We start from the raw sequence: 18,362 nt of genomic DNA, 5'->3' as shown, positions 1-18,362 counted from the left end.
ACCGGGTGACGCGCTGCTTCACTTTGTCGCAGGTGAAGCCGGGTGACAGGATGAATGGGCTACAGGGGCTTCAGCAGGGTCAAGGGCGGCTCCTTGGCGATTCGCAGGGCCCGGGGTACCACTGCAGTCAAGCAGGCCGCCATCACCAGCACGACAGCGCTCGATATCGAGAACCACGGTGAACCTGTGATGCCGTCCTGCGGCGCCCCTACCCACTGCAACGACAACGCGCCGAGCAGCGCGCCCAGCGTGGTGAACAGTGAAACCTCGAACATGATTTCGGCGAAGATCACGGACCTGCGAGCACCTAATGTCCGTCGAACCCCGATGGAGTACCGGCGCCGGTCAAGCCACGCGCCTACAACTCCGGAAACGCCGGCCATCAGCACACCGAGAACAACGGCCGTCATGACCGCGAGCACGGTCGTAGCAAAGCGATCGGCTTTGACGTAGGCATCGCGATATCCCGCCAGGGTCTCGACACCGGCCGGAGTCACGATCCGATAAGGCCGCTGCAGCGCATCGACAGTACCATCAAGCGATGAACGATCAACCTCCGACCTCCACTTCGCCAGATAGTAGCGACTGGCGCCCATGGGGAGGCCCGGAAGTAGCGCCCACTGCGAGTCCCGCTCATTACCACCTGGTGCCGGTCCAGCAACAGAGGCAAATACGCCCATGATGACCCGGCTGCTGCCGGGGCCGAAATACAGGTGGCGGCCAACAGCACTCTCCGTTCCGAACAGTCGGGCAGCCAGCGATTCACTGATCAGCACCACCGGAGTGCCTTCAACCATGTCGTCCTCCGTGGCGTCCTGCCCCAGGACGATTCCCGCGCCCAGCATCGCCAGCAGGCCAGAGCTTGCAGTTACCACGGGAATGCGATCGCATCCGGCAACGTCTGCCGTGCCCGCATTCATCGAATACAGCATGGCCGACTCGCTGGTGCATACGCCGTATCGATGGGCTCTTCCTCCGAACGGAACAGCGTCGCTCACAACCGTGTCCTGAACACCGGGCAGGCGGATCGCGGACAGGTCTGCCCGCAGCACTGCTGCATCCGCGCCTTCTTCGACATCGGATACCCTGACCACACCAATCGATGCTGCCTCCCGGATGCTCCCGGTGTTCAATCTGGCGAAGCTGTCCAGCGCGGATTGCAGTGCGAACGCACATGCCAGGCTTGCAAGCGCTGCCTGCACTGCAAGCAGTGCGGCGCTTCCCAAATGCCGTCGGATCTCCCTCATCGATTCGAACATTTTAGGCAGCCCCCTTCGCAAAGGCATTCGACAGGGAGCTGACCCTGCAGATTTCAAACGACGGGACCAATGAACAGAGCAACGTCGTGACGACTCCCAGGCCAGCGGCCATCAGCAATGCCCCAGCATGCATCGCGGTTATCGCGCTGGGCAGAACGTCTCCCGCAGCAACCACCCGGATTCCCAGCATATAGGTGACGACAGCGAGCGCACTGCTTGCGGCTCCCGCCGCGATGGATTCCCACATGAGCTGGATGAACACGTCCCGGCGTCGCGCGCCCAGTGCACGTCGTATCGCGAGCTCCCGCCGACGGCGCCCCAGACTGAAGCTGAGCAGCGCCGCCGCGTTGACGATGCACACACCGAGAAGGATCAGTGACAGCCGAAGCTGCATCCTGGCCCGCTCTGGAACCAATCCCAGCCTGTCCAGCCAATCCTTCAAAGGCCAGAGTGCCACCTGCTGGGTGCCTGGTTCGATCCGAAGACCCTTTGCCTGTGCATAGGCATTCAGATTCGCACGGTAGGCGGCGACATCATCCGCAGTGGGCAGCCACGCCCACAATTGAAGCCATGACACGTTGGCCCCTGCAGGATCCGTGTCCTGGTCCCCCCCCCAGATCGCCGTCCCGTCCACAACAGTCAGCCTGTCTGCGATTGCGGTCTCAACCGGCAGGTAGATCTCGTCAGGTTCCACAAACGGCCGGCGTGTGAGATCTCCCTGAAACATCGGCACCGGATGCCAGTCCTCCGCGACACCCACAACGGTATAGGTGCGCCTGCCCAGTTCCAACCGATGACCAACACAGTCCTGTGCGCACTCACGCGCGGCGAGCGCACGCGAAAGCACCACGATTCGACTCGCAGCATGCCCCTCCTCGCCGGTCCATGCCCGTCCTTGAACAACGGCAATGCCAAGCACACTGAAGACTTCCGACGTAGCGAACCTCGCACGCAGCCTTGCGCTGGACTCTCCCGGCCGGGAGAGCGTCACCGCCCCCCCTGCCATTGCTGCCTGTTTCCACGTCCCACCTTGGCCCAGAAGCGCCTTCGCATCTGGCCAGGTCAGTGCCTGTCCCGGATCCGGGGAACCACTGCGCAGGGCATCTGGACGCGCGTCAAGGTACGGGCGGAACAATGCGGAGCTCCGGCCTGGTGCGGGATCCGACGATGCCTGGAGAACAATGGAGAGCATCACGGTGGTGATCCCTACCCCCGCACCCAGCATGAGAGCGATTGCCAGATGAGTGCCGATTCGTTGCTTGAATCGGGCAAGCGAAAGCTGGATGTAGTAGAGCATCATCCAACTGCATCCGGCGTTGGATTACTGGCGCACCTGTCCATGTGATTCTCACTCCATACCCGTGGAAGCTGATGGTTGAGAGTCTCTGATTGTGAAACTCCGACTCAAGCGGAGGCATGGAGTTTGCAACTTTTCTCAGGAAACACACGTAGCTCGCGGCCCCTGGATAGAGCGACTGCCACTGATGACGAGGCCGACGTGACGGAGTCTGACGGGAAAGGCCAACTGCCGACGTGGAGACAACGCCCGACGCTTGGATATCTGATCGGAAGTTGGAGGAAGAAACGTCCCAAAGCAGTTGCGGGCGTCAATGTTCTTCTAGACCCAGAAGTACCAGACAGCCCCTGCCACCAACGCCCCCAGCAACAGCACCTGCACCACCACATAGCCCACGCCACTGTCGCGCGACTCAGCGGCAATGCGCTTCTGCAGCGCCTCACTCACGTCCGGCGCTTCTTCCTGCCGAGCCTGCTCACGCAACGCCTGCGCCAGCGCGCGCTCTTCCGCATCGCGAGGGTCGGTGGGTGGGTTCACAGCAGTTCTCCGGCGGTGGCATGCCGCGTCAGTTCCTGCTTCAGGACCTGGCGCGCGCGGTACAGGTGGCTCTTGATGGTACCGCGTGCCAGCCCGGTCACCTGCTCGATCTCGGCCAGATCGAAATCCTCCAGGTAATGCAGGCCGACGATCAGCCGCTGCGGTGCACTCAGCCGTTCCAGCGCCTCGCCAAGATGGCGCCCGGCCTGCAGCGCCTCGCTCAACTCGGCGGGCCCGGGGCCTTCATCGCCGATCCCCAATTCCTCCGGCACCTCCACCGCCACCATCCATTGCGCCTCCAGCCGCCGCCGGCGCAGGTGCTGTAGTGCAGTGGTGTAGGCCACCCGCGAAACCCAGGTACGCAACGAAGATTCAAAGCGGAACCGGTGCAGCTGGCGCAGCACGGCCAGGAAGGTTTCCTGCAGCAGGTCAGCTACCTGGTCGCGGTCGCCCACCATGCGCCCGATCACATGCGCGCAGGTGCGCTGGTGGGTCGCCACCAGCTGCGCGAAGGCCGACTGCGAGCCATCGATGATGGCCCGCACCAGGGCCTGGTCCGCGTCCAGCGGCTCGGCGGGCGGTGCCGCCGATACTGCATCGTGGCGGCGACGGCCCCGCAGTGCCGACAGTGCTTCGCCGAGCAGGCTCATCTACGGGGCGCCCCCTGTGCCCGTGGCATGCGCCGGCTCAGCCCTTGCGTGCGGCGGGGCGGGTGAAGTGCCAGGCCAGCAGCTGGCCCAGGCCGGCACTGCCGACCAGCGCGGCAGCGGCACCAAAGGTCAGGTCACGCGCACCGATCGCCTCCAGCAGGCCCATCGCCACGGCCAAGCTGACCAGGCTGATGCCCCAGCGCAGCGCACCCTGGCGGCGGCGCTCTTCTTCCAGCAAGGCCAGCGAGCGGATCACTTCCTCGGGCACGTGCGGGGCCACCAGCTTGCTGCGCGCGCGGGCATCGGCAATGGCATGGATCGCGTAGGCGATGCAGATGAAGAGGGTGATCGGGATCAGTTCCTGCATGGTCGGGCTCCTGTCCGGTGGATGATGCGGGTTCAGGAGAATGGATGCGCGAGGCCGGCCAGCGGTTGCACTACTTTGCCAATCCCGCTGCCATGACCTGTGGCCCCTGCCCCGGGCCCGTGCGGCTGCTACGCTTGCCCGGTTTCCTCTACTGGTGCCGTCCGCCCATGTCCCGAGTGCTGCCCCTGTCCCTCCTGCTGTCGGCCGTGCTGGCCGCACCGGCCGCGCACGCCGCGCCGACGCCGATCACCATTGAACAGGCGATGGCCGACCCGGACTGGATCGGTCCGCCGGTCGAAAAGGCCTGGTGGTCGTGGAACAGCCAGCAGGTGGAATACCAGCTCAAGCGCAACGGCAGCCCGGTACGCGATACCTTCCGCCAGCCGGTAGCCGGTGGCGTGGCCGCGCAGGTGGCCGATGACCAGCGCGGCACCCTGGACGTGGCCGAGCCGGTCTACGACCGCAGCCGCAGCCGCAGCGCCTTCGTGCGCAATGGCGACGTGTTCGTGCGCGACCTGCGCAGCGGCGCGCTGACGCAGCTGACCCGCAGCAACGAGCGCGCGGGCAACGTGAACTTCGCTGCCGACAGCGGCGTGATCTGGCGCGTCGGCCAGAACTGGTTCCACTGGACTGCCGCCAGCGGCGTGCAGCAGGTGGCCAGCCTGAAGGCCGAAAAGGACCCGCGTACGCCGCCGAAGGCCGACGTGCTGCGCGACCAGCAGCTGCGCACGCTGGAAACCCTGCGCCGCGACCGCGAGCAGCGCGAGGCATTGAAGGACCAGGACCAGCGCTGGCGCCAGGCCGACCCGACGCGTGCGCCGGGCCCGGTGTACCTGGGCGCCGACGTGGAGATCGCCGACAGCGTGCTGTCGCCGGACCTCACCCACCTGATCGTGGTGACCAAGCCGAAGGACTTCGACGACGGCCGCACCAGCAAGATGCCGCTGTACGTGACCGAATCGGGTTACGAGGAAACCGAGGACACCCGCACCCGCGTCGGCCGCAATGGCTTCGAGCCGCACACGCTGTGGTACGTGGACGTGCGCACCGGCAAGGCCGATAAGGTCTCGCTGGCCAGCCTGCCGGGCATCAGCACCGACCCGCTGGCCGAACTGCGCCGCAAGGCCGGCAAGGACGCGCTGAAGGGTGAGCGCAGCGTGCAGGTGATGAGCGACTTCATGGGCGGCGGCATCCGCTGGAGCGCCGATGGCCAGCAGGCCGCGGTGATGCTGCGTGCCAACGACAACAAGGACCGCTGGATCATCAGCGTCAGCGCTGCCGACGGCCGTGTGCAGAACCGCCACCGCCTGACCGACAACGCCTGGATCAACTGGGGCTTCAACGATTTCGGCTGGATGGCCGATGGCCGCACGCTGTGGCTGCTGTCGGAGGAATCGGGCTTCTCGCACCTGTATACCCAGGCCGGCACCGCCAAGCCGCAGGCGCTGACCAGCGGCAAGTGGGAAACGTCGGCGCCGGTGCCGTCGGCCGATGGCAAGGGTTTCTACTTCCTGTGCAACCAGCAGGCGCCGCATGACTACGAAGTCTGCGCGGTCGACACCGGCAGCCGCCAGGTGCGCGAGCTGACCAGCCTCAACGGCGTGGAGGATTTCTCGCTGTCGCCGGACGGCCAGCAACTGCTGGTGCGCTACTCCGGCGCCTACCTGCCGGCACAGCTGGCCGTGGTACCGAGCACTGGCGCAGGCCAGGCCCGCGTGCTGACCGACACCCGCACCGCCGACTACAAGGCACGCCAGTGGATCCAGCCGAAGCTGGTGGCAGTGCCATCCAAGCACGGTGCCGGCGTGGTCTGGGCCAAGTACTACGAGCCCGAAAACAAGGAGCCGGGGAAGAAGTACCCGATCGTGATGTTCGTGCACGGCGCCGGCTACCTGCAGAACGTGCACCAGCGCTACCCGGCCTACTTCCGCGAGCAGATGTTCCACAACCTGCTGGTGCAGAAGGGCTACATCGTGCTGGACATGGATTACCGCGGCAGCGAGGGCTACGGCCGCGACTGGCGCACGGCCATCTACCGCAACATGGGCCACCCGGAACTGGAAGATTACAAGGACGGCCTGGACTGGCTGGTCGACACCCAGCAGGGTGACCGCGACCACGCCGGCATCTACGGTGGTTCCTATGGCGGTTTCATGACCTTCATGGCGCTGTTCCGTGCACCGGGCACGTTCAAGGCCGGCGCCGCGCTGCGCCCGGTGGTGGACTGGCACAACTACAACCACGGCTACACCAGCAACATCCTCAACACCCCGGACATCGACCCGGAGGCGTACCGCGTTTCCTCGCCGATCGAGTATGCACAGAACCTGCAGGACAACCTGCTGATCGCCCACGGCATGATGGATGACAACGTGTTCTTCCAGGATTCGGTGAACCTGACCCAGCGCCTGATCGAACTGCACAAGGACAACTGGTCGATCGCACTATATCCGCTGGAGCGCCACGGCTACGTCCGCGCCGATTCCTGGCTGGACCAGTACAAGCGCATCCTCAAGCTGTTCGAGCAGAACCTGAAGTGAGCAACGCCGCAGCCACGATCCGGATCGTGGCTGCGGTCATCCTGGATGACCGCGGCCAGGCGCTGGTGGTGCGCAAGCACGGTGCACGCCGCTTCATCCAGCCAGGTGGCAAGCCCGAACCCGGCGAGGCGCCGCTGCAGGCGCTGGCCCGCGAACTGGACGAAGAACTCGGTGTGCAGCTGTGCGCCGAAACCGCCATCGCGCTGGGCACCTTTGAGGATTGGGCGGTGAACGAGCCCGGCCATCGCGTGCAGGCACAGGCCTGGTGGGTGCGGGTGGACGGCACGCCACAGGCCCGCGCCGAGATCGCCGAGCTGGCCTGGGTGCCGCTGCAGGCGCCGCATGGCCTGCCCTTGGCACCCTTGAGCGAACACCATATCCTGCCGGCGGTCGCCACCCGGGTGACGGTCCGCTGAGCAGGCGGGCGCCGACTGCAAGGACATCGGATGTCAATGTCGATCCCGTCGATCCCCTCGCCGCCGTCCCCGGCCTATCACGCCTGGGTGCGCCCGGTGGCACAGGCTTCGTTCTGGCTGTCACTGCTGCTGACGGCCTACTTCGTGCTGCAGGGACTGGTGCTGTGGCCGCTGCAGAACCTCACGCTGTGGCACCTGGTGGAAAGCGAAGTGCAGCACCAGCAGCTGCACAGCCTGGTCTGGCTGCTGGCGCACCCGGTGGCCGCGTCAATGGTCGTCGCGCTGTTGTGCCTGGCCTCGACCGTGTCCAGCTGGGGCCTGCTGCGTGAACGTCGCTGGGGCCTGTGGAGCTTCGTGGTGCTGCTGCTGTTGAGCGGCTTGAGCAACTTCGCAGTCGCCTGGTGGCTGGACGTGTTCATGCGCGACCTCATCCCATTGCTGGCCGATGACCCGGCCCTGCTGCAGGAGCTGCAGCTGAAACGCTGGCTGATCACGCTGACCGTGGTCGGCATGTCGTTCGTGCTTCTCGGCCTGCAGGGCTGGCTGGCCTGGCGCCTGCTGCGCCCCGACGTGCGCGCGCGCTTCCGCTGAGCTCTCGCCCCCGGCATTTTTGACGCGAACGACCTGCCCGGCACAGACGCCGTGACCGCAGCACAGGCGTTCCAGCGGGTTTGATTGCGGATCGGTGGCGGTTGGCTATCGTGGCCCGCGTCTTTCTGCCCTGGCTCCAAGATGCCTCCTTTCGCCCCACGTCACCTGATTCCGGCCTTCATTGCCTTGTTGCTGCTGACCTGGGCGCAGCAGGCGGCCGCAACCGGTCTGCCACGCTGTGGACTATTCGCGGCCGAAGGCGGTGGCAACCAGCTGCGCGTGGATGGGCCTGACCGCGGGGTGGCGAAGAACACGCACATCTCTGATCGGCCCTTCGTTGTCCAAGAGATCGATGGCGAGCTGAGCCTCGTCAACCTCACCTTCGGAGTTACATCTGGACTGAACGTCCAGCGTGGCGGTCGCGTCCTGCAGCAGGGCAACACGCGCTACCGCCTGATCCAGCCAGCGGCGTGCCTGCCCCCGGTCGAGCACGCGCCAGGCAGCTGCCTGGCAGATGCCCAGCGCTGCCTTGACAGGCATCATCATGAGCTGAGCCTGACGGCGCTGGAATCGGCCTGTGCCGAAGGGGTTCCATTTCTGTGCCAGCGCCTGCCCGATCGCTATCGCGAGGCTGACCAGGCCCCCGGCAGCGATACACCGACCGAAGCACAGATCGCGGTGATACAGGCCACGATGGAAAAGGAGATGGTCGAGATGGACTTCCCCCGCCAGTGTCGCAAGGATGACCCTGCGGCCGACACCGAGGCCTGCATGGCCATCCTGGAAGAGCGGCCAGAGCTGGTCGAGGCCGTCGCCACTGCCATCCGCACGGCCTCGATGGCGGCCAAGATGGTTGAAGTGTTCTCGCCTGCAGCCAAGCCTGCGCTGTCCGACGCGCGATTGCAGCGCCTGCAGGACCTATGCACGCAGGTGGGTGAAAGTGACTTCTGCATGGAGGTTGCCACCCTGCAGTGGACCGCCGGCAATCTGCAGGACGGCAGGGCGGCGTTGCAGATGGCCTGCGAAGGCGGCAACGAGACGTCCTGCCGGCAGGCGGCTGCACTGCGGGCGCTGGATGGGGAGCTGTTGCCGCAGGCCGCCAGCGCCGTGCCCTGTGGCCACTACGTGGCCTCCGGCGGGCTGTTGGACGAACTGACGTTCGGCGATGGTGGACTGGTGGAGGTGGGCTACGGTTCGCGGGTGCGTGCACGCGTGCAGGACGGCCAGATCCGCATGCGCCACGAGCTGGGGGGTGACTACGTGCTGCAACCGTTGGCCAACGGTGACCTGCTGGGGCTGGACGATTCGATGCGTTTTGAGCGCTTCCAGCGACAGCCGGGAAGTGCCCAGTGCAGCGCACCGCTGGTGTTCGACGAAATCCCATTCCCGCAGGATTGCCCACGCGCGTCGGTCGACGGCGAAGCAGAAGCCTGCTGCGCGGCCGGCAGGATGCAGGGCTGCAATGTGCTGGGCAGCCGCGCCGCGCTGGGCGGGAAGTGGGTCGAGGCCAGCCAGCACTACCAGAAGGTGTGCCAGGCCGGCATCCGCGAAGGCTGTGAAAACCTGGCCAGCGTGATGGAGAACAGCAGCAGTGTGGACGTCCGCCCCATGCTTGAGGCCGTCTGCGAGGCCGAGGGCAGTGGCCGCCACGTGGCATGTGACGTGCTGGCGACGCGCAACTGGAGCTTGCTGGGTTTCGGCCAGGCCTTGCAGCGTGCTGTCCAGGAGCAGTCGGCGGACGAGGATCAGACCGGACCGGCGCCACGCACCCCCAACCACAAGCAGTAAGGGGCTTGCCTGCCCGGGCCCTGCGGTAAAGTACGCGCCATGAATGAATTCGAGCGCGTGCGCACCTACCTCACCGACCTGCAGGACCGCATCTGTGGGGCGATCGAGGCCGTCGATGGCCGGGGCCGCTTCCAGGAAGACCTGTGGCAGCGTGCAGAGGGCGGTGGCGGGCGTACCCGCGTGCTGCGCGACGGTGCGGTGTTCGAGCAGGCCGGCATCGGCTTCTCCGACGTTGCTGGCAGCCGCCTGCCGCCGTCGGCCTCGGCCAACCGCCCGGAACTGGCGGGCGCCTCCTGGCGCGCCACCGGCGTGTCGCTGGTGTTCCACCCGCTCAACCCGTACGTGCCGACCACCCATGCCAACGTGCGCTTTTTCCAGGCGCAGCGCGACGGTGAAGTGGTGGCCAGCTGGTTCGGCGGCGGCTTCGACCTGACCCCGTTCTACCCGTTCGACGAGGACGTGCAGCACTGGCACCGGGTCGCACGCGATCTGTGTGCACCGTTCGGCGACGAGCGCTACGCCGCGCACAAGCGCTGGTGTGACGAGTACTTCTTCCTGCGCCACCGCAACGAAACGCGCGGCGTCGGCGGTCTGTTCTTCGACGACCTGCACGGCGACTTCGAGCGCGATTTCGATTATCTGCGCGCGGTCGGCGATGGCTTCCTCGACGCCTACCTGCCGATCGTGCAGCAGCGCAAGGACGCCATCTATGGCGAGCGCGAACGCGAGTTCCAGCTGTACCGCCGCGGCCGCTACGTGGAATTCAACCTGGTCTATGACCGCGGCACCCTGTTCGGGCTGCAGAGCGGCGGCCGCAGCGAAAGCATCCTGATGAGCCTGCCGCCGCGGGTGCGCTGGGAATACGGCTTCTCGCCCGAACCCGGCAGCCCCGAATCGCGCCTGGCCGACTACCTGGTGCCGCGCGACTGGCTCTGAGGGGTGTCGTCGCGCGGGGCGTGGGCTGGGCGCTGGTCAGCTGCCCTTCCGCGCGATGATGGTGATGTGCCCTGTCGTCTCCAGCAGGGCAATCTGCACATTTTCAATCTGCAGCCCGCCCTGCTGGCGCAGCGCGGCATCGAAGTCGGCGCGGCTGATCAGCTCGCGCCGAAGTACCGCCTCGTACAGGCGACCATCGCGCGCGATTACGGTGGGTTCTCCTTCGATCAACCGCTCCATGCGCCGATTCCGGGTGGTGAGCCAGCCCACCCCGTAGTTCAGCAGGATCAGGGTCGCCGCCAGCAGCAGGCCGCCGCCCAGCGAGGTATCCGTGCCCAGCAGCGCGTTCTGCACCGCGTTGCCCAGCAGCACGATCAGCAGCACGTCGAACGGCGTGATCTGCCCCAGAGCCCGCTTGCCGCCCAGCCGGACCATGCCCAGCACCACGACGTAGACCACCACCGCGCGCAGGATGAATTCCCACCACGGCATGGCCAGGGCGAACAGGTCGGGCATGGTCTTCCCCTGCGGAACGGTGGCCCAGCCTAGCACCTGGGGTCAGATCCCTCTGCCCCATCAGCGCCCGGGGTATGCCATCGGCACAAATAAAAAGCCCCGCTGACCAGGGGGAGGTCAACGGGGCCGGGGAACGGGCACTTGGGGAGGAGTCCCCGTTCCGAGATCTGCTCCAGGGGATGGGAGAGATCCACAACAGGCATTGCGCCTGTCGGGAGTTATAGAAGCACTCCGAACACTAACGGTTCGTGAAGGGGCCCCATTTAATGAAATTCAATCGGGACAACATTCATGGTCGAGTCAGAAACCCCCGACTCATGAACAAATTCACGTCGTTTTCGGCCCGGAATGCGGTCAGTGCGCTTCATCCCAGTTGCTGCCGACGCCCGTATCGACCACCAGCGGCACCCGCAGTTTGGCCGCTTGCGACATGCGTTCCACCACCTGCAAGCGCAAGTCTTCCACGAAACTGCTTTCGGTTTCGAACACCAGTTCATCGTGCACCTGCAGGATCATCCGTGCCGGTGCCCCGCTGTCGCGCAGCCACTGGTCCACATCCACCATCGCGCGCTTGATGATGTCGGCGGCTGTGCCCTGCATCGGCGCGTTGATCGCGGCGCGCTCGGCCCCGGCACGCAGGCCCTGGTTGCGGGCGTGGATGTCGTTCAGGTACAGGCGGCGGCCGAACAGAGTTTCCACATAGCCCTGGTCGCGGGCCTGCTGGCGCATCCGCTCCATGAAGTCGCGCACGCCCGGGTAGCGGCTGAAGTACAGCGCCACGTAGTCCTGCGCCTGGCCACGGTCGATGCCCAGGTTGCGGGCCAGGCCGAAGGCGCTCATGCCGTACATCAGGCCGAAGTTGATCGCCTTGGCGGCGCGGCGCTCGTTCGGGGTCACCTCCTCCAGCGTGCGCCCGAACACCTCGGCGGCGGTGGCACGGTGCACGTCGGCACCCTGCTCGAAGGCGCGCACCAGGCCCGGGTCCTCGGACAGGTGCGCCATGATCCGCAGCTCGATCTGCGAATAGTCGGCGGCCAGCAGCTGGCAGCCTTCCGGGGCGATGAACGCGCGGCGGATGCGACGACCGTCTTCGGTGCGGATCGGGATGTTCTGCAGGTTCGGGTCCGACGAGGACAGGCGGCCGGTAGCGGCGCCGGACTGGTGGTAGCTGGTGTGCACCCGGCCGGTGTCCGGATTGACCATCTCCGGCAGCTTGTCGGTGTAGGTGCTGCGCAGCTTGGCCAATCCGCGGTAGTCGAGGATCACCCGCGGCAGTTCATGCTGGTCGGCAATCGCCTCCAGCGCCTCTTCATTGGTGCTGGGCTGGCCCTTCGGGGTCTTCACCACCGCCGGCAGCTTCAACTCGTCGAACAGCACCGCCTGCAACTGCTTGGGCGAATCCAGGTTGAAGCTGCGGCCGGCCAGCTCGGTGGCCTTCTGCTGCGCGGCCAGCATGCGCGAGGACAGGTCCTGGCTCTGCCGGCGCAGTTCGTCGGTGTCGATCCGCACGCCATTGGCTTCGATGCTGGCCAGCACCGGCACCAGCGGCATCTCGATGTCGCGGTACACGCTGTCCAGCGCCGGCTCGGCCAGCAGCTGCGGCTGCAGCGCGCGATGCAGGCGCAGGGTGATGTCGGCGTCTTCGGCCGCATAGCGGCTGGCTTCGTCGATGCCCACCTGCGAGAACGGGATCTGCTTGGCGCCCTTGCCGGCCACGTCCTCGAACTTGATGGTGCTGTAGCCCAGGTAACGCAGGGCCAGCGAATCCATGTCGTGGCGGGTGGCGGTGGAGTTGAGCACGAAGCTCTCGAGCATGGTGTCGTCGTGGTAGCCCTGCACGTCCACGCCGTGGCGGCGCAGCACATGCAGGTCGTACTTGCCGTGCTGGCCCAGCTTCTTCTTCGCCGGGTCCTGCAGCGCCGGGCGCAGTGCGTCCAGCACCTGCTGCATCGGCAGCTGGGCCGGCGCACCCGGGTAATCGTGGCCCACCGGAATGTAGGCCGCCCTGCCCGGCTCGACGGCCAGGCTGATGCCGACCAGGCGCGCGCGCATCGCATCCAGTGCGTCGGTCTCGGTGTCGAAGCTGATCAGGTCGGCCTGTTGCAGGCGCTCGACCCAGGCCTGCAGCTGCTCGGCGGTCAGAACGGTCTCGTATTCACCCGGCGCGGACAGTGCCGGATCCAGCGTGTCCGCTGCCGGTGCCTCGGCGCTGCCCCGCGCGAAGCCGGCCGCGGTACCGCGCAGGCTCGGGGTGGCCTCGCTGGCCACTGCCGGCGCCGGCACAGGCGCACCCAGTTCCTTCAACGCCTGGGTGAAGCCGTAGCGCGTATAAAGTTCGGTCAGCTCCGGCACGTCCTGCTCGCGCAGCGCCAGGCTGGTCGGGCTGGCCTCGAGCGCCAGGTCGGTGCGGATGGTCACCAGCTCGCGGTTCAGCGGCAGGCGTCCCAGTGCAGCGCGCAGGTTCTCGCCGATCTTGCCCTTCATGGTCGGCGCGGCTGCCATCACGCCGTCCAGGTGCTGGTACTCGGCCAGCCACTTGGCGGCGGTCTTCGGCCCGCACTTCTCCACGCCCGGCACGTTGTCGACCGCGTCGCCCATCAGCGCCAGCAGGTCGATGATCTGGTCGGCGCGCACGCCGAACTTCTCCATCACTGCCGCATCCGAATCCATGCGGCTGCCGGTCATGGTGTTGACCAGCTCGATGCCCGGCCGCACCAGCTGGGCGAAGTCCTTGTCGCCGGTGGAGATGGTCACCTTCAGGTCCTGCGCCAGGCCCTGCAGCGCCAGCGTGCCGATCACATCGTCGGCTTCCACGCCGGGGATGCGCAGGATGCTGATGCCCAGCGCTTCGACGATGCGGCACATCGGCTCGACCTGGCTGCGCAGCTCATCGGGCATCGGCGGGCGGTTGGCCTTGTACTGGTCGTACAGGTCGTCACGGAAGGTCTTGCCGGGCGCATCGACCACAAACGCGACGTAGGCCGGGCGTTCTTTCAGCGTCGAACGCAGCATGTTGACCACGCCGAACAGCGCGCCGGTGGGCTCACCCTGTGCATTGGACAGGGGCGGCAGCGCGTGGAACGCGCGGTACAGGTAACTGGACCCGTCGATCAGGACTAATCTGCTCATGCGCCGATTCTACGCGCCCGTGCCTGCAGCGCGACGACACGGCCCGCACCTGGCGATGGGGCATAATCAGGGCTCTCTCCAGGCAAAGGCCCCCGCCGATGAAGACCCTGATGCTGGCTTCCCTGCTCCTGCTCGCTGGCTGCGCCAGCATGGGTGGCGCAGGTGCTCCCCCGGTGGACGTCAAGGGCGCCGATGTCTCCAAGCGCACCATGGACAACGGCGATGTCATCGAGGAATACCGTGTGTCCGGCCAGCTGCGCATGGTCAAGGTGACCCCGTCGCGCGGTGCCCCGTTCTACATGTATGACAAGAACGGCGATGGCCGATTCGACAACGACAAGGATGGCGTGTCGCCGGTGTACTGGAAGCTGTACAGCTGGTGAGGTGACCGGGGTCGGATCCCTCTCCACAGGAAAGGGCTCTGACCCCTCAAGGCCATCGGCACGGCCCATCCACGCATGGCGTGGATCTACCGGGACAACGAACGTGGATCCACGCCATGCGTGGGTGACCGCCTATCAGTAGATCCACGCCATGCGTGGATCCGCCCCCCGATCCCCGACAAAAAAGCAACGCCGGCGCGCATCCTGCGGCCGGCGTCGGGTCCCCTCCCCGGGAACGCTTGGATCAGTGGGTGTGGATCAGCGGATGACCAGCACCGGCAGCGTGCTGCGCGCCAGCACCTCGGCGGTCTGGCTGCCCAGCAGCACGCGGGTCACGCCCCGGCGGCCATGCGAGGTCATCACGATCAGGTCGCTGTTGCGCTCGGCCGCCGTCTCGATGATGCCGTCGGCCGCGTAGCGGTCCAGCACGTGCACCGGGTTGGCGGTGATGCCCTGCTCGGCGGCCTTGGCCAGCGCCGGCTGCAGCACCTTCTGCGCGCCTTCCTCGCGGTCGGCCTTGTATTCCGGGCTGTTCATGTAGCCCACGCTCCAGCCCATGGCGTCATACATGCCGACGGCCCACGGCTCGGAAACAGTGACGATATCGACCTCGGCATTGAGGTCCTTGGCCAGCTCCAGGCCCTTGGCCAGGCCCTTGTCGGCCAGCTCGGACCCGTCAGTGGCAATCAGGATGCGCTTGTACATGGTGGGGCTCCGTGGCGGTCTGCCAGATGGGAACAACACCATTGCACACCGGATGTGCAGGCCACGCCTTGAGCAGGATCAATCCGGCGCCGCGCAGGGGCGTGCGCACCGCCCGCTTGCACGCACCGGTCGGGCGGCGCATGCTCGGCGGGCGGCGCACTGCCGCGCCCAAGGACGACCGACATGCAGGACGACAAGCCGCCCGTCTGGAGTTCCCAGAAGTCCATCATGGTCGCCGCGATCATCGCCTTGGCGGTGCTGTTCGGCGGCTACCAGATCGGCAAGGACATGGCGCTGCGCGACAACGCCCGGCAGTCAGCCGGCCGATAACCTGCTGCCGTAGAGTCGAGCTTGCTCGACTCTACAGCGCCCCTACCTTCAGGCGATCTGCACGATGCGCGCATTCTGGCACAGCGGGTAGCTGGCCACGAACTCGTCAATCGCATCGCGCATCGCCTCGAACGATTGGCCGTACATGTACAGCGCGGTCTCGGTCGGGCCCTGCCACCAGCTGCAGATCTCGCCAAGGCCATCAATGCGCTCGGACAGCTGCTCGAACACGTGGTTGGAATCGCACTGTTCGTAGACTTCGTCCGGCAGGTTCAGGCCATCCAGATAGATGCCCAGCCCCTCGGTCACGCCGAAGCTGCGGTCGGCCTCGCCAGCCCCCTGCAGCTGCGAACCCTTCGGTGCACCCAGCTGCTCCAGCAGGTCGATCAGCTTCGGCACGCCACCCGCATCGACCAGCGCCACTTCGATGTCGCCGTATTCGGCCTCACCCAGATCGGACATCGCAGTGCCGCCGCCGGTGAGCTCGCCCACCTGGGCCGCCTGCAGCAGCGCGTCGAGCGGATCCTCGAACAGTTCGTGGCGATGCTCCGGCTGCAGCCGGGCATTCAACTTCACGGTGACGTGCAGCGTGGGTTCGGTCATGGGAGCGGTCCTGGTAGAAGTGCCACCTATTGTAGAGCCGAGCCCATGCTCGGCTGCTTTTGGCGGTAAAAGCAGCCGAGCATGGCTCGGCTCTACAGGAATTCCCGCCCCCTCGACGGTGATCAGATCACCGTCAGGTTGGCGTAGGCCATCACCAGCCACTTGCTGCCGGCGTCGGCGAATTCGACCTGCACGCGGGCGTGTGCGCCGCTGCCTTCGTAGTCGGTCACCATGCCTTCGCCAAACTTGGGATGGGTAACCAGCGCGCCGAGCTTGACTGGCGGCGCCTCGATCGAAGCATGGCCCATCACCCGGCTGGCGCCCATCGATGCCGGCCGCGAGACCTGCACCTTCGGGCGCACTTCGTGCAGCAGTTCGCGCGGAATCTCGCGCAGGAAGCGTGACGGCAGGCTGTAGTTGTCCTGGCCGTGGATGCGGCGCGATTCGGCGTAGCTCAGCACCAGCTTCTGGCGCGCGCGGGTGATGCCGACGTAGGCCAGGCGACGCTCTTCCTCCAGCCGCCCGCTTTCTTCCAGCGAACGTGCGCTGGGGAACAGGCCGTCTTCCATGCCTGCCAGGAACACCAGCGGGAATTCCAGGCCCTTGGCCGAGTGCAGGGTCATCAACTGCACACCGTCCTCGCCGGCCTGCGCCTGGCCTTCACCGGCCTCCAGCGCGGCATAGGCCAGGAACGCGACCAGCTCGTCCATGTCCTCGCCCACTTCCTCGACGTCGTCGGCGCGGCGCACGAAGCGCGAGGCGACCGAGACCAGTTCGTCGAGGTTGTCGGTACGCGATTCCGAATCCAGCGAATTGCGGCTTTCCTTGCTCCAGTGCTCGCGCAGCTGCGAGCGGGCCAGCACGTGGTCCACGCGCTCGGCCAGGGTCATGTGCACGGTCTGGGCCTGCAGCTCGTTGACCAGCCCCAGGAAGCCGGCCAGTGCATTGCGCGCACGTGCGGCCAGCGCGCTGCCCTGAGTGACCAGCATCGTCGCTTCCCACAACGAAATGCCCTGCGCACGCGCCTCGCGGCGCACTTCGTCCAGCGTGCGGTCGCCGATGCCCCGGGTAGGCGTGTTGACCGCGCGCTCGAAGGCGGCGTCATCGTTGCGGTTGGACAGCAGGCGCAGGTAAGCCAGCGCGTCCTTGATTTCGGCACGTTCGAAGAAGCGCATGCCGCCGTACACGCGATAGGGCACCTGTTCGCTCAGCAGCGCCTCTTCAAGCGCGCGCGACTGTGCGTTGCTGCGGTAGAGCACGGCCACTTCGGTGTAGCTGCCACCGTCGCGCACCCACTGGCGGGCACGCTCGACGATGTAGCGCGCCTCGTCCATCTCGTTATACGCCGCGTACAGGTCGATCGGTTCACCGTCGCCGCTGTCGGTCCACAGCTGCTTGCCGATGCGGTCCGGGTTGTGCGCGATCACCGCGTTGGCGGCGCCGAGGATGTTGGCGGTGGAGCGGTAGTTCTGCTCCAGGCGGATGGTCTGCGCACCCGGGAAGTCGCGCAGGAAGCCCTGCACGTTCTCGACCTTGGCACCACGCCAGCCGTAGATGGCCTGGTCATCGTCGCCGACCACGAACACGTGGCCGGAATCACCGGCCAGCACGCGCACGAAGGCGTACTGGATGGCATTGGTGTCCTGGAACTCGTCCACCAGGATTTCGCGGAAGCGGGCGCGGTAGTGCGCCAGCAGCGCCGGGTTGTCGCGCAGCAGTTCGTGCGCGCGCAGCAGCAGCTCGGCGAAGTCCACCAGCCCGGCGCGGTCGCAGCGTGCCTGGTACTCGATGTAGGCCTGGCGCATGGTTTCCAGCCACGCGTCGTGCGGTTCGGGCTGGATGTGCTGCGGGCGGCGGCCTTCGTCCTTCTGCGCGTTGATCCACCACGCGATCTGCTTGGGCGGGTACTTGCCGTCGTCCAGCTCCAGCGCCTGCACCACGCGCTTGACCAGCCGCAGCTGGTCGTCCGAGTCCATCACCTGGAAGCCTTCGGGCAGCTTGGCGTCCTGCCAGTGCAGGCGCAGCAGACGGTTGGCCAGGCCGTGGAAGGTACCGATCCACATGCCACGGCTGCCATGGGGCAGCTGGGCATCGATGCGGTGGCGCATTTCGCCAGCCGCCTTGTTGGTGAAGGTCACCGCGAAAATGCCGTGGGTCGGCACGCCGTCGACTTCATGCAGCCAGGCGATGCGGTGGGTGAGTACGCGGGTCTTGCCGGAACCGGCACCGGCCAGCACCAGGTGGTGGCCGGGGGGAGCGGAGACGGCTTCGCGCTGGGCCGGGTTCAGGCCATCAAGCAGGTGGGAGACATCCAT

17 protein-coding genes are annotated in these 18,362 nt (G+C 66.4%); 7 read left to right on the top strand and 10 right to left on the bottom strand.

The genetic code is table 11. The features are described 5' to 3' along the window. Positions 1 to 59: 59 nt before the first annotated feature. The 5 genes from N5C25_RS07905 to N5C25_RS07885 form a co-directional block, all read right to left on the bottom strand. Positions 60 to 1,259, bottom strand: a complete 1,200-nt coding sequence (locus N5C25_RS07905) for an FtsX-like permease family protein (protein ID WP_279936738.1) — start codon at positions 1,257 to 1,259, stop codon at positions 60 to 62. A gap of 1 nt (position 1,260) precedes the next feature. Beyond that, positions 1,261 to 2,556 carry an ABC transporter permease gene (locus N5C25_RS07900; RefSeq protein ID WP_279936737.1) on the bottom strand — a complete coding sequence of 432 codons (1,296 nt, stop codon included), beginning with the start codon at positions 2,554 to 2,556 and terminating at the stop codon, positions 1,261 to 1,263. Positions 2,557 to 2,877: 321 nt separating this feature from the next. Next, complete coding sequence (locus N5C25_RS07895; protein WP_279936736.1) at positions 2,878 to 3,093, bottom strand: hypothetical protein; 216 nt, start codon at positions 3,091 to 3,093, stop codon at positions 2,878 to 2,880. After that, positions 3,090 to 3,743 carry a sigma-70 family RNA polymerase sigma factor gene (locus N5C25_RS07890; RefSeq protein WP_279936735.1) on the bottom strand — a complete coding sequence of 218 codons (654 nt, stop codon included), beginning with the start codon at positions 3,741 to 3,743 and terminating at the stop codon, positions 3,090 to 3,092. The genes N5C25_RS07895 and N5C25_RS07890 overlap by 4 nt, the downstream gene beginning before the upstream one ends. Positions 3,744 to 3,780: 37 nt before the next feature. Next, positions 3,781 to 4,110, bottom strand: a complete 330-nt coding sequence (locus N5C25_RS07885) for a hypothetical protein (RefSeq protein WP_058979189.1) — start codon at positions 4,108 to 4,110, stop codon at positions 3,781 to 3,783. Between the two features lie 167 nt (positions 4,111 to 4,277). Between N5C25_RS07885 and N5C25_RS07880 the strand changes: the two genes are divergently transcribed. From N5C25_RS07880 to hemF, 5 genes are all read left to right on the top strand, one after another. Next, complete coding sequence (locus N5C25_RS07880) at positions 4,278 to 6,650, top strand: S9 family peptidase (RefSeq protein WP_279936734.1); 2,373 nt, start codon at positions 4,278 to 4,280, stop codon at positions 6,648 to 6,650. Next, positions 6,647 to 7,066, top strand: a complete 420-nt coding sequence (locus N5C25_RS07875) for an NUDIX domain-containing protein (RefSeq protein WP_058979193.1) — start codon at positions 6,647 to 6,649, stop codon at positions 7,064 to 7,066. The genes N5C25_RS07880 and N5C25_RS07875 overlap by 4 nt, the downstream gene beginning before the upstream one ends. A gap of 30 nt (positions 7,067 to 7,096) precedes the next feature. After that, positions 7,097 to 7,657, top strand: coding sequence for a hypothetical protein (locus N5C25_RS07870; protein WP_058979196.1), 561 nt, complete (start codon positions 7,097 to 7,099; stop codon positions 7,655 to 7,657). Between the two features lie 141 nt (positions 7,658 to 7,798). Beyond that, positions 7,799 to 9,445, top strand: coding sequence for a hypothetical protein (locus tag N5C25_RS07865; protein ID WP_058979199.1), 1,647 nt, complete (start codon positions 7,799 to 7,801; stop codon positions 9,443 to 9,445). A gap of 39 nt (positions 9,446 to 9,484) precedes the next feature. Next, the gene (hemF, locus tag N5C25_RS07860; protein ID WP_279936733.1) at positions 9,485 to 10,381 is read left to right on the top strand and encodes an oxygen-dependent coproporphyrinogen oxidase; all 897 of its coding nucleotides are present in this window, start codon (positions 9,485 to 9,487) and stop codon (positions 10,379 to 10,381) included. 36 nt (positions 10,382 to 10,417) lie between these two features. Here hemF and N5C25_RS07855 read toward each other — a convergent pair whose 3' ends face one another. Together N5C25_RS07855 and polA are read right to left on the bottom strand one after the other, a co-directional pair. Continuing rightward, complete coding sequence (locus N5C25_RS07855) at positions 10,418 to 10,897, bottom strand: YetF domain-containing protein (RefSeq protein ID WP_279936732.1); 480 nt, start codon at positions 10,895 to 10,897, stop codon at positions 10,418 to 10,420. Between the two features lie 354 nt (positions 10,898 to 11,251). Next, complete coding sequence (gene polA / locus N5C25_RS07850) at positions 11,252 to 14,026, bottom strand: DNA polymerase I (protein WP_251102438.1); 2,775 nt, start codon at positions 14,024 to 14,026, stop codon at positions 11,252 to 11,254. A 98-nt stretch (positions 14,027 to 14,124) separates the two neighbouring features. Between polA and N5C25_RS07845 the strand changes: the two genes are divergently transcribed. Continuing rightward, positions 14,125 to 14,409: a DUF2782 domain-containing protein gene (locus N5C25_RS07845; RefSeq protein WP_005411628.1), complete on the top strand. Its 285-nt coding sequence runs from the start codon at positions 14,125 to 14,127 to the stop codon at positions 14,407 to 14,409. 258 nt (positions 14,410 to 14,667) lie between these two features. Here the strand turns inward: N5C25_RS07845 and N5C25_RS07840 are convergent, their stop codons facing one another. Next, the gene (locus N5C25_RS07840) at positions 14,668 to 15,114 is read right to left on the bottom strand and encodes a universal stress protein (RefSeq protein WP_005420335.1); all 447 of its coding nucleotides are present in this window, start codon (positions 15,112 to 15,114) and stop codon (positions 14,668 to 14,670) included. A 183-nt stretch (positions 15,115 to 15,297) separates the two neighbouring features. Between N5C25_RS07840 and N5C25_RS07835 the strand changes: the two genes are divergently transcribed. Beyond that, a complete protein-coding gene (locus N5C25_RS07835; RefSeq protein WP_186008945.1) occupies positions 15,298 to 15,444 on the top strand; it encodes a hypothetical protein in 147 nt (48 codons plus the stop codon). Positions 15,445 to 15,492: 48 nt separating this feature from the next. On the opposite strand, the gene N5C25_RS07830 is transcribed toward N5C25_RS07835, so the two are convergent. Next, complete coding sequence (locus tag N5C25_RS07830; protein WP_058979204.1) at positions 15,493 to 16,047, bottom strand: hypothetical protein; 555 nt, start codon at positions 16,045 to 16,047, stop codon at positions 15,493 to 15,495. Between the two features lie 122 nt (positions 16,048 to 16,169). Continuing rightward, a complete protein-coding gene (gene uvrD / locus N5C25_RS07825; RefSeq protein WP_251102439.1) occupies positions 16,170 to 18,362 on the bottom strand; it encodes a DNA helicase II in 2,193 nt (730 codons plus the stop codon).

It is taken from the genome of Stenotrophomonas sp. GD03958 (genome assembly GCF_029839005.1).
GTDB classification, from domain to species: domain Bacteria; phylum Pseudomonadota; class Gammaproteobacteria; order Xanthomonadales; family Xanthomonadaceae; genus Stenotrophomonas; species Stenotrophomonas hibiscicola.
This window is presented reverse-complemented; position numbering and strand designations above follow the sequence as displayed.

What these genes read in the sequence shown, in the direction of transcription:
- N5C25_RS07905 (WP_279936738.1), bottom strand. Translation starts at nt 1,259, where the DNA reads ATGTTCGAATCGATGAGGGAGATCCGACGGCATTTGGGAAGCGCCGCA.
- N5C25_RS07900 (WP_279936737.1), bottom strand. Translation starts at nt 2,556, where the DNA reads ATGCTCTACTACATCCAGCTTTCGCTTGCCCGATTCAAGCAACGAATC.
- N5C25_RS07890 (WP_279936735.1), bottom strand. Translation starts at nt 3,743, where the DNA reads ATGAGCCTGCTCGGCGAAGCACTGTCGGCACTGCGGGGCCGTCGCCGC.
- N5C25_RS07885 (WP_058979189.1), bottom strand. Translation starts at nt 4,110, where the DNA reads ATGCAGGAACTGATCCCGATCACCCTCTTCATCTGCATCGCCTACGCG.
- N5C25_RS07880 (WP_279936734.1), top strand. Translation starts at nt 4,278, where the DNA reads ATGTCCCGAGTGCTGCCCCTGTCCCTCCTGCTGTCGGCCGTGCTGGCC.
- N5C25_RS07870 (WP_058979196.1), top strand. Translation starts at nt 7,097, where the DNA reads ATGTCAATGTCGATCCCGTCGATCCCCTCGCCGCCGTCCCCGGCCTAT.
- N5C25_RS07865 (WP_058979199.1), top strand. Translation starts at nt 7,799, where the DNA reads ATGCCTCCTTTCGCCCCACGTCACCTGATTCCGGCCTTCATTGCCTTG.
- hemF (WP_279936733.1), top strand. Translation starts at nt 9,485, where the DNA reads ATGAATGAATTCGAGCGCGTGCGCACCTACCTCACCGACCTGCAGGAC.
- N5C25_RS07855 (WP_279936732.1), bottom strand. Translation starts at nt 10,897, where the DNA reads ATGCCCGACCTGTTCGCCCTGGCCATGCCGTGGTGGGAATTCATCCTG.
- polA (WP_251102438.1), bottom strand. Translation starts at nt 14,026, where the DNA reads ATGAGCAGATTAGTCCTGATCGACGGGTCCAGTTACCTGTACCGCGCG.
- N5C25_RS07845 (WP_005411628.1), top strand. Translation starts at nt 14,125, where the DNA reads ATGAAGACCCTGATGCTGGCTTCCCTGCTCCTGCTCGCTGGCTGCGCC.
- N5C25_RS07840 (WP_005420335.1), bottom strand. Translation starts at nt 15,114, where the DNA reads ATGTACAAGCGCATCCTGATTGCCACTGACGGGTCCGAGCTGGCCGAC.
- N5C25_RS07835 (WP_186008945.1), top strand. Translation starts at nt 15,298, where the DNA reads ATGCAGGACGACAAGCCGCCCGTCTGGAGTTCCCAGAAGTCCATCATG.
- N5C25_RS07830 (WP_058979204.1), bottom strand. Translation starts at nt 16,047, where the DNA reads ATGACCGAACCCACGCTGCACGTCACCGTGAAGTTGAATGCCCGGCTG.
- uvrD (WP_251102439.1), bottom strand. Translation starts at nt 18,362, where the DNA reads ATGGATGTCTCCCACCTGCTTGATGGCCTGAACCCGGCCCAGCGCGAA.